Source organism: Lentibacillus daqui, from assembly GCF_027186265.1.
Classification (GTDB): domain Bacteria; phylum Bacillota; class Bacilli; order Bacillales; family Amphibacillaceae; genus Lentibacillus_C; species Lentibacillus_C daqui.
Map to the genome: position 1 here is coordinate 173,319 of NZ_CP114176.1, position 12,286 is coordinate 185,604.

The window sequence follows — 12,286 nt, forward strand, 5'->3', positions numbered from 1 at the left end:
CTTAACAATCCAATTCCGAATATTTCTCTATATCAATTACATACTTAGAGTAGCTTAGGTTATGGAGTAATTATACTTTTCAGAAATCTAAACGGGATATAAATTCTTTACTAAACGGGCTTTTTTATCTATGTTTTATGTAATAATGAAGATAGGAAGGGGGATAAAGTGTGACTTTAAAACTTGAGGATCATAAAATTCTTATCATTGATGATGATCAGCATATTTTAGATTTATTAATCACAATATTTGAAAAGGAAGGCTTTCAAAATGTCTTAACAGCTGCTACTGGAGCAGAAGCACTTTTAATGACAACACAAAATCATCCCCACATTATATTGTTAGATGTTATGTTGCCTGATATAGACGGCTTTACCCTATGTGGCAAAATTCGTTTGGAGACAGATGTGCCTATATTGTTTCTTACAGCAAAAACAACAGATTTAGATAAGTTGCAGGGTTTTAGCTTTGGAGGAGATGACTATATTACCAAACCTTTTAATCCATTAGAAGTAGTAGCTCGTGTGAAGGCTCAATTACGACGTTCTATTCAAATTCCAGCCCAACATACACGGAAGCAAGTTTACGATTATGGGGTTTTTAATATAGATCCCAATACTGGAAGACTCATTGTTAATGGTGCACGAATAGAGTGCCCTACCCAGGAGATGAAACTTTTACTCTATTTTTGCGAACACCCTAACCAAATTCTAAGTAAGCATCAAATTTATAAAGATGTATGGGGAGAATTGTATGGTGGGGACAGTACGGTGATGGTACATGTACGGCGTTTACGTGAAAAAATAGAAGAAGATCCAAGCAGACCTAAATGGATTAAAACAGTCCGAGGATTAGGCTATATATTTGAAACAGACGTAAATGAGGAGTTGTTGTGAAATTAAAAAACCGTGTCGCCTATTACTTCGTATCACGACTTTTCTGGTTAATGCTTATTTGGGGCTTACTCATTGTTCTTAGTGTTATTTTGATTAGCTTTTTTCTCGGTCATAACAAAGAAGAAAATCCACAATTATCGATTAGCAAAATCGTTGAACATACGGATATGGTTGATCAAAAGCCTACAATAGGCTCGAAGACAAAAGAAGATTTGATAAAAAACAACATGTGGGTACAAATCTTGGATGAGCAGGGTGATGAAGTTTTTTCCATTAACAAACCAAAAAGCATGCCAGATCATTATGACCCTGGAGAACTAGTGTCTGACTACTTATATCCTGCCAAAAAGGGTTTTCAGTTATCTACATGGTATGAAACCAAAGATAATCAGGATCTAACATGGGTTTTGGGGAAACCGATGACAAGTAATAATCCCTTTCAATATTGGGTGAATAATTTATGGGTTCTTTCCATCATTATTATTGGAATATTAATTGCCTTATTTTTTGGAAGACAATTGGGTGCTCCTTTACTCTATATTGTATCTTGGATTGAAAATCTATCTATAGGTAAATATGAAGAACCTTTTAATAATCGAAAGTTTAATTCAAAGCAACGCTGGCGAAATAAAGCTGAATATAAAACGTATCAAGAATTGACGCAGGCTCTTTCTAAGCTTACATCAACTCTTCAGAGAAACACAGAAGAACGAGAGTTATTAGAAAAGACAAGGGAAGAATGGATGACGGGAGTCTCACATGATCTAAAGACGCCTTTGTCTGTTATCAAAGGGTATACTGTACTCCTTTCTTCACATGAACATGACTGGGAACAAGATAAAGTACGTCACTTTTCCAAAATCATGGAGGAACGTGTGGAGTATATGGAGCAACTAATCGAAGACTTCAATTTAACTTTTCAATTGAAAAATGATACTATTCCGATACAACTTGAACAAAAAGACCTTGTAAATGTTCTCAAAGGTACTTTGGAACAATTGAAAAAAATGCCTGAATCAAAAAATAAGGTGTTTTCATTTGAAACGAATAAGGAACAAATACTTTTTAATATGGATACGAAATACTTAAAGCGAGCATTTGAAAACTTAATCGCGAATAGTATCAAACATAATCCGCCTAATACTGAAATTAAGATCATACTTCATGAAGACCTGTCTCATCCAAGACAAATTCGTGTTTTAATTGAAGATGATGGGGTCGGTATGGATCAAGAAACGATTGAACATTTATTCGATCGATACTTCCGTGGGACGAATGCAACTTCTAATAATTCTGGAACAGGACTAGGAATGGCAATTGCAAGGCAAATCATAATAGCTCATGGCGGAGAAGTTGAGATAAATAGTAAACTTCAATTAGGAACCCAGTGTAATATTACTTTCCCAATCGAATAGAATCATCAAGACTATAAAATAACTTATCGGTTCCGATTTCCTTCATCTTTTCGTCAATCTGTTTAAGAATGTACTGTCCCAATGCATCATCATCAATTTGTATTTTTATGAAAGATGTATCAATTATTGCGGTTCACCTTTCTTTTTTATTCCTGCATTTGTATATAAAGATGTTTTGTATGCAAAAAGTATATACATAGATAAATCGACTATTTAAAAAATCAGACGGCTGTTGGTACAGCCCCACGGGAATTTCACCCCTGCAAGTATTGGTTCCAGCCCTACTCATAGCTTGTGACGCTTCAAACGCTGGAACCATGACGGTAGGGGAGTATCATTATTCAAACTGATGGGTTATCGCCAGTAATCCACCACGATTACATTAGACTTCTTGGTTATCGCTCGTTTCCATGGAAAGTCATGGCGCAAGAACCAGGTAGCTCGTCATCAGCAGAACGTGTCTGATTTTTTGTTATGCTGCACGACATTATCTTCCGTGCTTTATTTGTCAAAGAACAATTCCATTCTAAAATTCAACAATTAACTTTCTGCATGAGAATGATGTTAATGAAATTTAAACTTGATAACTGCTGTGATTAATTTAAGTTCTATCCTTCGCTTCCATTCGTCATCCACAATCAGAGCAGTGTTTCCATTCTCATCTACTATTTTTCTCTGTGCGGTAATTGTAGCCTTTGTAATGGTTCACAACTTGGTCCATAGCTTGTGAATCGTCTTGTACCGCCATTAAGATTACCGAATAAGGAAGTAAAGGATAGTCATTCATTTTCATGCTCCTTTAAATAGTTTTTAATCTTTTCTAATGCCTTCTTTTTGTGGTAATTAACGGTTCCCCTAGCTATTTCTAACTCTTTGGCAATTTCAGTATCACTCATATCTAAGAAAAAGAAGCATAAGATAATGAGTTGATCTCTCGTTTTGATAAAGATTGAATAGCATTCACAATTAAAAAATCTGCTACTGGAACGACATAATCATTAAGGTGAAAATAATAGACATCCGTAGCGTAGGTGTCACACATACTTAGTTCATTCAACTTCTCTTGACTTACCGCAGATAAGACAATCAATCTTTTATTCTGTGTCTGTGTTTCACTTTGAAAGGTGAGATAGCAATTTGGATTTTCATTAAATATTATTTATTTTTATGTTTATTCCATCCATTACTTAAATTTTTAGTTTAAAATCAAACTACTATTTGATATTTTATTCATCATTCCAATGATGAATAGTATTTCTATGAGAATTATGGGTAATAGAAAGAAAATACTACCTAAATATACGACTAAAATAATAATTGGAATTGTCACCATACTTATAACGGCAGTAATGATCGTGGCTTTACTCTGTTTAACTACTTCCATATCATTACTCCATGTATAGGTTGGAAAACGTAAATTGACTAAAAAACCAACAATACTTATTAGGGCCAATGTAGTGAACATCAATACGACCATCGTTATTAGGTAAGGTATGCTCACATGAAATACGGTATAAAACACAATGACAGTTAACGCCATACCAGGGAGAAATAAAAGTATATTTACCGATACTTTTGCTAATGCAATTTTAGTGATGCGGATAGGAGCTACCAACATGACCCAAATACTTTTTCCTTCGAATGAAAGGCTACAAGAGGTGGTTGTTGTAAGCATGAGAAATACAAAGGTTATCATGGTAAATAGATGTTGGGCTGTGATCGTAAATCCGATTACATCATAAGAAAAGGAAGGCATATTTGGTATGACTCTAATGAGAATACATATATTTAATGCGATCATCCCAACAGGGGTTAACAGCGTATTACTTACATATGTGAGGGAAGAGAAATATAATTTGAATTCTTTCCTCAATAACGCAATAATGGGTGTATTTACAGTCCAAACGGCATTCGTATTTCTTCTTTTTAGCTGTTTTCTTTTTTGATCTTTAAGGAAATGATGAAAATAATGTAATACATAGATTGTTATCGTTGTGGTAACAACCGCTATAATAAATAACAAAATGAGATTTAATAGAAAATGAGATTCTGTTATATCATCAATCGAATATCGAAAAATAGAGGCATTTATAAACCAATCTTTATAATCCATGGATTTTGAGTTAACTATAAAATAAATCAGCGGTGCTATAAAAATTCCTAAGGAAAGGATCGATTCTGTTACATTGTTATGGAACTTAATCAGTGTTAGAAAGTTTCGTACCAACAAGGAAATTAAAAAAGTCAGATTGATTGCCAGTAACGGAATGATGAAACTTAATACTAATAAAACAAAAAGGATGACGATAAAGTAAATGTTTAAAAAAGAGAGCGTTAAAATATACCCAAACATCAACACAATAAATGTTAAAATGATATGAATGATATATTTACTCAATAGTGGAAGCAGCTTGGCTTCCCAGCTTTTTATAGGTAAGCTAAAAATGAAATCACTATCTTTGCCATCTATCACATCATCAAATCCGCTAAGATTATTCCATATTCCAAAAATCCAAAACAATAAGGATGAGAGTAAAACAAAAAGAGCTGCCATATTATTATTTGCATTTAAATCTATGGCAATAAACAGCACATAACCTAAAAACATTAAAAAAGCTGCAATGTAACCTGAAATAGTATAAATAGCGTACTTTCTTACTTCTTTATTCGAGCTGTTCAAATTAGAAAGCTTCATTTGATTTTTCAGACGAAATGAAAATAATAACTTCAGATTATGCATGGGATGTCACATCCCTAAACAGTTCATTTAACGATGTGTCTTTGATAATGTTTTCCATCGTATCATTTACAACCACTTCGCCTTTATTTAAAATCACCACTTTATTACAAACTTTTTCGGCTACCTCAAGCACATGGGTAGAATATAAAATGATCGCTCCTTCTTTTGCTCTTTTTTTCATTTCATTGATCAAAAAATGAGTAGCGTTGGGATCTAAACCAACAAAAGGTTCATCTAAAATAATGAGTTTTGGATTATGCATAAATAACGAAATGAGAACGAGCCTTTGTTTCATTCCGTGGGAATAGCTAGATACCAGCTCATGGATCGCACTTTCCAATTCTAATTCTTTTAGTAAATAAGCTAAGTTTTTATCTCGTTCTTTATCATCCATTTGATAGAGAGACGCAATGAGTTCAATATAGTCTTTTCCAGTCATGTTGTTATATAGCGTAGGGGTATCAGGAGAATAGCCAATCATCGCTTTAAACTTTTCGGGATCATCTTTTAGCTTTGTATCAAACAGCTTTACTTCCCCTTTATCAAACGCATGTATACCAACAATGGCTTTAATCGTCGTCGTTTTTCCCGCTCCGTTTGCGCCAATAAATCCACAGATATCGCCTTCATGCAATGCTAAAGATAAGTTTTTCACTCCTTTGTTAGAACCTTTATATGTTTTGGTTAAGTTTTTAATCGATAACATGTGCTATCCCTCCTAAACCTGATTAATGAAGAACTTGGCTGTAAAAATATTAATCATAATATAGATAATTGGTGCAATGAGTAACAGGAAGTTGGCACTGCCTGTTTGAAGAAGCAAGCTTTCCGCTAAGGTCAGTACACCGCTTGGCAGGAATAAAGAAAATGTCTCATTGATATTTCCTAGTAACAGAAAAACCATCGATAATAATATTGTTGCCACACCAATAAATATCGAACTTTTTATTATGGTGCTAAACAAAACTGCTAAACTGATAACGAAAAGAATCCATACATTGTAAAATACAAGGAACAATAAAAAATCAGTGATAGAATAATAATCAAAAAGATAAATGGTGTAGAAATAAGAAACAATCGAACCTATTGCAATGCATACCATGCTGATCAGCCAGTTTCCAAAAAGTTTGGAACTGATATATTCTAAACTGGATACAGGTCTAGTGAAGATAAAGCCTTGCACTCCACTGTTTTTCTCATTGGCGATCATCCCCATAAAACTTATAACAAGTATGATTAAACCGATTTGATTAAATTGGCCTGAAAAAGTCGCCAGTAACACTTCATTTGCCTGTGGATCAGGGGCATTCGGATCGATCATTATCCCGTCAATCCCTCCAACGTTTTGAATAATGACCTCCATATATTTATCAATTAATGGCTGTGTTACACCAAGAATGGTGAAAAATATCGTTAACCAGATAAACTTTATATTTCTAATGGCCTCCAGTAATTCAACTTTGAATAAGATAGCTATATTTCTCATACTTCGGACACCAACTCTAAAAATATTTTTTCTAAATCTTTCTTCTCATATGCCAAAGAATTGATCTGGATGTTTAATTGTTCCAATTCTTTGATAAGATGAGAAAAATTGATTGGTTCATTACTAGTGACCGAATATTGACCAGCTTTTATCTCTTTCAATTTATATGGATCATTTAATTTTATGGTTGATGTAGTGGTTTCGTCTGTATTGACTTGGAAATTTACTTGTTTCCTATTTACCGTTTCATCTTGATTGGTTATGTTTCCAATAATTTTTCCGCTTTTTATAATAATGTAGCGATCACAGAACTCACTGGCATCATCTAAAATATGGGTAGATATGAGAACAGTCGTATATGCTTTCAGTTTTTTGATTAAATTCTTGATTTCATTTCTGCCAACGGGATCAAGCGCAGAAACCGGCTCATCTAAGATTAAAAGCTTGGGACGATGAAGAATCGCTTGAGCAATTCCTAACCGCTGTTTCATACCTCCAGATAATTCTTCCACTCTGTATTTGTTTTTGTCTTTCAGTCCTACGTCTGTCAAAATGTCATTGATATTGTCAGCAAGATATTCTTTACTTAAACCAGATAAGCTGCCAAAAAATCGTAACGATTCTTCACACGTCATCCACCGTTTAAAATCTGTGTGCTGTGACAAATAACCAATATCATTTTTGAAGTTTAAAATGTCTTTGCCATGAAAGGTGATTTTTCCGCTCTCATAACGAATGATACCAGTCATACATTTAATCAACGTGGTTTTGCCCGCTCCATTTGGCCCTAATAGGCCAATACACTCTCCTTCTGCGATATCAAAACTAATATTCTTTAATATTTTTCTGCCTCTAAAAGATTTATTCACCTTATGAATGGCGATCATTCTTTAACATTCTCCTTCCAATAATCAGATATAGTATGGGCCCAAGCGTGTTGAGCAGTACGATGACAATCGCCCAAACGATTGGGTAATTTACAATGTTTCTGCGACGATACAAATCAAATAATGCGACAGCTAAAAGTATGCCGTGTAAAACCAAAATTGGAATAACTAATGGTAAAATTGCGTCCCAATTCAAATCGAATAAAACACTAATATCAGTGTTCATAAAGGTATCCTCCTATAATTATCATTATTGATAACGATAATTATAATGTACATTTAAATAAAAATCAATTATTATTATAAGTAAGGAGTGAAAGCTATGGAATTTAAATTATTTAAAAATCAGATACGTTTTAAAATAGCATTAGAACTAATTGATAAAGAAGGGGGATTATCCATCATGCAATTAAACGATTTATTAGAAGATGTGCCACAGGCTACATTGTATAGACATATGAATTCGATGTATGAAGATGGATTGGTAAAGGTTGTAAACACAAGAAAAACACGATCAGGAGAAGAAAAATTTTATGCAATAAACACAGAGACGTATAAAATTGATGAAGAAGAATGGAACCAAGCAAGCTATGATGAAAAGGTGAATTTTGTAACTTTCTATTTCATGTACATTCTGCAATCCTACAAAAGTTACCACGAAATCATAAAGGAAAAAAAGGATCAATCTACTTTCTCCATTGCGAAGTTACATTTAGATGAATCTAAATTTGAAGATTTCCAGTCAGAACTTAATGCATTATTTAATAAATATTATGATGAAAAACAAAATGATAATAGTAAAGAGCGAACAATCTCGTTAGTTATTATACCCTGAAAACAGGTTGTGGTAGGACAATAATGATAAATTTTCCTTTAGTAAAGATTACTGGACAATAAAAAGTTCTGAACACTAAGAAGCCAGTGAATCGTCCTCAAAATCAGGTGTTTCCTGCTTACATTGAATTATTTGCGTTATGGATAAATGCGGATTTTGGGCAAACAGGTAAAAAATAGATCGCTGCAAATAAGCCTTCACCGTAGCTTCGGAGACGACTGCTTTGGAGGGTGTCCGCAAGTAACGAAAGAGCAGACCAGGGACACGATGGGAATAATGAATCGAGATCAGCTGTAACAGCCCCATGGCGATACAGCTGCACATCACGTATCCTTCGATGGCTTTGATGGCCAACTGGATGTTTTCTTTATCTTTTGTGTCCGTAATCTGCTCTAACGGGTGCGCTTCGCCCTTTTTTAAATAACGGTTCAGCTTTGGCATCGATTTACTCCAGAAATGATAACCGAAACCATCGATGACCTGTTTCATTTCTCGGAAAGCAGATTCGATTTTGAAGCGATGTCCATATAACTGGATGATATCTATAGCTGCAAGCGTTTGGTCGGTGCTTACCAAAATGGCTGACCGCTCTCCATATTGAACGAACAAAGCGCAGTTCTTGATATAATCCCTGTCCCCACAACAAATCAAGACAGAGATATTGAACCGTTTCTTCCTTGCCATAGATGGTTACTTTAGCAGATTGAAACTGATCTGCCCGGGTGGAAAACAGCGTCATCAGTTTGATATCTTTCCCCTTTTTTCGTGGGCGTTCCCCGTCCCTTCTTTTTCGCAGGAGGTTGCTCATACGTTACGGCACTCTTCTTGGCTTTGGTAACAAGGTGCATCTGCGTGTCTTCGGATTGATGGAGTTCGTTTAACCGCTTTAGGGTAGGAACAGACAGGAAATAGCGATCCAGCAGCAATAGTGCTTTTCCAAATGTTTTCGCTGTGATAAATCCTTGTTCAATCATCTGCACCACATGGGATTCTTGCCGAGATGTATCTTTCCTGTTTATTCCAACCAAAAATCGCTTTAACACCATCTTGCAGGTTGATAAACAAAGGCAGACAAAACTATTTCTGTGGTGTTCCCATTAGAATGCCGACAGACCAAACAAATGTCCGAAACGTGGCTTTGGAGTTATTCTCGGATTCCTGGTGAAGCTTTTTGACAGCAGGCATCCGCCGGGCTTCTTTGGACTGTTTCACACCATCGCCTACAAGCACCACTTTTCCATTGTAGCGAACAAGAGGAGCAGTACGTTGAATGATTTGAAGCCATGCCATACGAATGGATTCTAAAGACCATGCATCGGAACGGAAAAATTGGTTGAGTTTTTCATAGCATCGGGCAGGCAATGAAAGGGCACGCATCAAGCCGATAATGACAATAATAAACCATTTGTAGGTGGCTTTTCTGGAAAAGCAGGTACGAAATGCACATGGGATAGAATCAATATATTTTAACATAGGTATGGTCAATCGCCTGAAAATAGGGTAAACTATTTAATATAACCCTTTCAGCGATCTAATCTCCTTTCCGGTAAGTTAGGTTATTAGATATATTCGCCAGAAAGGGTTATTTTTCCTGCGTTTTCTTATTTGAACTCTTCACTGTCCAGTTATTTTAAATATGGAGGGAAAATGACTCTTAAAGCAATTCTGTAATGAAGAAATTTGAATTAATTGGAGGTACCTTTGACATATTGTTTTTTGTCCAGTAAAAAGGGTGAATTGGAAGGCACTCCAACAGTCAAACAACGTTATCCGGATAAAAGGGGATTCTTCCAAGTTTTTCAGAAGCGCTGAACGATTGATAAAAGGTTCAACTTGATATGATGATGAGTTGAAAGGTTTAGCCTCCATGGTATTATAGAGTTAAAATTCAGATAGAATTCCTGCGTATGCTAAGCGGAATGGAGTTAGCCCCAGCAAAAACGGAGCTTATCTATGGATTTTTCGAAACCTATTTTAATTATATAGAGGGAGGAAGAGGAGCAAATGCGAAAGGAAATCGATAAACTGCCTGAACATGAAGCGGATCGAGTACTTGAATTGCCGAATTCGTATCGGGAAGAAGGATTTAAACAAGGAAAGAAAATGATAGTTAAAAATATGATCAAAAAGGGATGTCGGATCAATTAATTGCTGATATTGCTGGTTTAGACATTGAAGAAATTAAAGAAGTGAGACAGCGGTTGAATGGTACAAATGAATCGTAAGTAAGATTCAGAAATCAACGGAGAAGTCGGAGAAGGCTGGCTTTTATCCGATCGAACAAAACGTAATAGATGTTTTTGAAAAGGCCTGGGAAGTATTAAGAGAAGGGTTAATGGAATCACATTTGTCGCTTTCATTGACCGGATACCCTGATCTTAACTCATGGCTAAAATTGAAATTGATGATCGGTAAGTAGGGGAGGGAGTGGACGTAGTTGATGGAGCTCATGCTTAAATTCCAATGGGAAATATTCATTACCGCAGAAGTGTTGTCTATGGTGTCACTTTTACTGTTCGGTGTTGTCCGATATGTAATGAATAAGAAAAAGCTAAGCTTACTTTTTATCGTTGCTTTTCTTGTATTCTTAGCTTTAGAAGCATTACTGGCAATCTTGATTTATCGGATAACCGGGGAAATCTCAACCTTTCAGATAGTCATTACTATTTTTGTGATTTATGCATGTACATTTGGCGTTATAGACTTTAAGAAATTGGATCGCTGGATGCGGAAGAAAGTCGGGGATTGGCGTGGGGAGGAACTTTTAACCGAAAAAGACTATCAAGTTATAGAAAGAAGTAAGGATCCGAAGTATGTGGCAAGAAAGTATCGTTGGTCTTCCACTGTACATCTAGTAGTGTTTGTTGTTGTGCAATTGGTGTTTTGGATGTACGGTACCGCAAACTTGGAGGAATTGTTTGGATATATACGTGATCTTTCCTGGATTGAAGCAGGTACTTATGAGGAATCTCCATATCCGAACGAAGCAATCTATTCCATAGGGATGCTTTGGGGGATAGTTTTTATTGTTGACTTTATATGGTCCTGGTCCTATACCATTTTTCCATCAAAACCTAAAAAATAAAAAAGTTTTGAAACAAATTAAGACGCTTATTCAGGTAAGCGTCTTAAGTCATTTTACTCTCCAATAATATGATATCCCGAGTCCACATGCATGACTTCGCCTGTAACACCTCTGGACAAGTCACTCATAAAGAATAAAGTCGCATCGCCAACTTGGTCTTGATCAATATTACGGCGCAAGGGAGCTTTCTCTGTAATGAAAGACGTCTTTTCATTAAATCCGGATACGCCTTTTGCGGATAACGTGCGAATCGGTCCTGCAGAAACAGCGTTAACACGAATACCATATTTACCAACATCCTCGGCCAAATAGCGGACACTTGCTTCCAATGAGGCTTTGGCAACACCCATGACATTGTAATTCTTGATGACCCGTTCTGAACCAAGATAAGTTTGGGTAACAATACTGCCGCCTTCAGTCATTAATTCCTTGGCTGCCTTTGTGACAGCTACCAGGGAGTAGGCACTTATCTCTTGGGCTAACAGGAATCCGTCCCGGGATGTGTCTGCATACTCTCCTTTTAATTCTTCCTTATTGGCAAATGCAACCGAGTGCACCAATCCGTGAATGACACCAACGTTTTCTTTAATCTCCTGGAAAGCGGATTGGATGCTCTCATCACTGGCTACATCACATGAAACGATTAGCTTTGCTGTTATTTCATTTTCTTCTAGCAGTTTTTCCAATTTCTTACGGGAACGTTCCTGCCGATTGGTAAATATTAAATTTGCCCCGGCATTATGTAAGGACTTGGTGATTCCCCAGGCGATACTGCGTTGATTTGCGACGCCCATGACAACAATATTTTTCCCTTTTAACAACTCAGTCATTTGTTTACCTCCAATATAAGCAAGTGTTCAAAGCAATTATTGAAAAATCAATATTTTATATTCATCGATTACTGAACACTTCGATTAGATCTGTAGATAGTATAACCCAAAA

Annotated in this window: 17 protein-coding genes; 5 read left to right on the plus strand and 12 right to left on the minus strand. The window is 35.8% G+C overall.

What is annotated here, in order from left to right; genetic code table 11:
* Positions 1 to 170 precede the first annotated feature (170 nt).
* On the plus strand, positions 171 to 896 hold the full coding sequence (locus O2S85_RS00975; RefSeq protein ID WP_269410931.1) for a response regulator transcription factor: 726 nt from the start codon (positions 171 to 173) through the stop codon (positions 894 to 896).
* Positions 893 to 2,311 carry a sensor histidine kinase gene (locus O2S85_RS00980; protein ID WP_269410932.1) on the plus strand — a complete coding sequence of 473 codons (1,419 nt, stop codon included), beginning with the start codon at positions 893 to 895 and terminating at the stop codon, positions 2,309 to 2,311. Before O2S85_RS00975 ends, O2S85_RS00980 begins: the two co-directional genes overlap by 4 nt.
* Before the next feature lie 564 nt (positions 2,312 to 2,875).
* Here the strand turns inward: O2S85_RS00980 and O2S85_RS18675 are convergent.
* The 8 genes from O2S85_RS18675 to O2S85_RS01010 all read right to left on the minus strand — a co-directional run bounded on the left by O2S85_RS18675 (position 2,876) and on the right by O2S85_RS01010 (position 7,650).
* A complete protein-coding gene (locus tag O2S85_RS18675; protein ID WP_369420048.1) occupies positions 2,876 to 3,013 on the minus strand; it encodes a helix-turn-helix domain-containing protein in 138 nt (45 codons plus the stop codon).
* Positions 2,970 to 3,104 carry a helix-turn-helix domain-containing protein gene (locus tag O2S85_RS18680; protein WP_369419707.1) on the minus strand — a complete coding sequence of 45 codons (135 nt, stop codon included), beginning with the start codon at positions 3,102 to 3,104 and terminating at the stop codon, positions 2,970 to 2,972. Before O2S85_RS18680 ends, O2S85_RS18675 begins: the two co-directional genes overlap by 44 nt.
* Positions 3,091 to 3,261 carry an RNA polymerase sigma factor gene (locus O2S85_RS00985; RefSeq protein WP_369420050.1) on the minus strand — a complete coding sequence of 57 codons (171 nt, stop codon included), beginning with the start codon at positions 3,259 to 3,261 and terminating at the stop codon, positions 3,091 to 3,093. The genes O2S85_RS18680 and O2S85_RS00985 overlap by 14 nt, the downstream gene beginning before the upstream one ends.
* Before the next feature lie 245 nt (positions 3,262 to 3,506).
* Entirely contained in the window at positions 3,507 to 5,051 is a 1,545-nt protein-coding gene (locus tag O2S85_RS00990; protein ID WP_269410933.1) for a hypothetical protein, read from the minus strand.
* The gene (locus tag O2S85_RS00995; RefSeq protein ID WP_269410934.1) at positions 5,044 to 5,757 is read right to left on the minus strand and encodes an ABC transporter ATP-binding protein; all 714 of its coding nucleotides are present in this window, start codon (positions 5,755 to 5,757) and stop codon (positions 5,044 to 5,046) included. The genes O2S85_RS00990 and O2S85_RS00995 overlap by 8 nt, the downstream gene beginning before the upstream one ends.
* Positions 5,758 to 5,769: 12 nt before the next feature.
* A complete protein-coding gene (locus tag O2S85_RS01000; protein ID WP_269410935.1) occupies positions 5,770 to 6,537 on the minus strand; it encodes an ABC transporter permease subunit in 768 nt (255 codons plus the stop codon).
* Positions 6,534 to 7,424: an ABC transporter ATP-binding protein gene (locus tag O2S85_RS01005; RefSeq protein WP_269410936.1), complete on the minus strand. Its 891-nt coding sequence runs from the start codon at positions 7,422 to 7,424 to the stop codon at positions 6,534 to 6,536. The genes O2S85_RS01000 and O2S85_RS01005 overlap by 4 nt, the downstream gene beginning before the upstream one ends.
* A complete protein-coding gene (locus O2S85_RS01010; RefSeq protein WP_269410937.1) occupies positions 7,408 to 7,650 on the minus strand; it encodes a PLD nuclease N-terminal domain-containing protein in 243 nt (80 codons plus the stop codon). Before O2S85_RS01010 ends, O2S85_RS01005 begins: the two co-directional genes overlap by 17 nt.
* 96 nt (positions 7,651 to 7,746) lie before the next feature.
* Here O2S85_RS01010 and O2S85_RS01015 point away from each other — a divergent pair, with 96 nt between their 5' ends.
* Positions 7,747 to 8,259: a helix-turn-helix domain-containing protein gene (locus O2S85_RS01015; RefSeq protein WP_269410938.1), complete on the plus strand. Its 513-nt coding sequence runs from the start codon at positions 7,747 to 7,749 to the stop codon at positions 8,257 to 8,259.
* Positions 8,260 to 8,334: 75 nt separating this feature from the next.
* Here O2S85_RS01015 and O2S85_RS01020 read toward each other — a convergent pair whose 3' ends face one another.
* The 3 genes from O2S85_RS01020 to O2S85_RS01030 are packed head-to-tail and all read right to left on the minus strand — an operon-like array spanning position 8,335 to position 9,732.
* Entirely contained in the window at positions 8,335 to 8,943 is a 609-nt protein-coding gene (locus O2S85_RS01020) for a hypothetical protein (protein WP_269410939.1), read from the minus strand.
* A gap of 11 nt (positions 8,944 to 8,954) precedes the next feature.
* A complete protein-coding gene (locus tag O2S85_RS01025; protein WP_269410940.1) occupies positions 8,955 to 9,305 on the minus strand; it encodes a hypothetical protein in 351 nt (116 codons plus the stop codon).
* 31 nt (positions 9,306 to 9,336) lie between these two features.
* On the minus strand, positions 9,337 to 9,732 hold the full coding sequence (locus O2S85_RS01030; protein WP_269410941.1) for a hypothetical protein: 396 nt from the start codon (positions 9,730 to 9,732) through the stop codon (positions 9,337 to 9,339).
* A gap of 531 nt (positions 9,733 to 10,263) precedes the next feature.
* Here O2S85_RS01030 and O2S85_RS01035 point away from each other — a divergent pair.
* Together O2S85_RS01035 and O2S85_RS01040 are read left to right on the plus strand one after the other, a co-directional pair.
* Complete coding sequence (locus O2S85_RS01035; protein ID WP_269410942.1) at positions 10,264 to 10,407, plus strand: hypothetical protein; 144 nt, start codon at positions 10,264 to 10,266, stop codon at positions 10,405 to 10,407.
* Between the two features lie 292 nt (positions 10,408 to 10,699).
* A complete protein-coding gene (locus tag O2S85_RS01040) occupies positions 10,700 to 11,344 on the plus strand; it encodes a hypothetical protein (protein ID WP_269412417.1) in 645 nt (214 codons plus the stop codon).
* A gap of 53 nt (positions 11,345 to 11,397) precedes the next feature.
* On the opposite strand, the gene fabI is transcribed toward O2S85_RS01040, so the two are convergent.
* Positions 11,398 to 12,174 carry an enoyl-ACP reductase FabI gene (gene fabI / locus O2S85_RS01045; RefSeq protein ID WP_269410943.1) on the minus strand — a complete coding sequence of 259 codons (777 nt, stop codon included), beginning with the start codon at positions 12,172 to 12,174 and terminating at the stop codon, positions 11,398 to 11,400.
* Positions 12,175 to 12,286 lie beyond the last annotated feature (112 nt).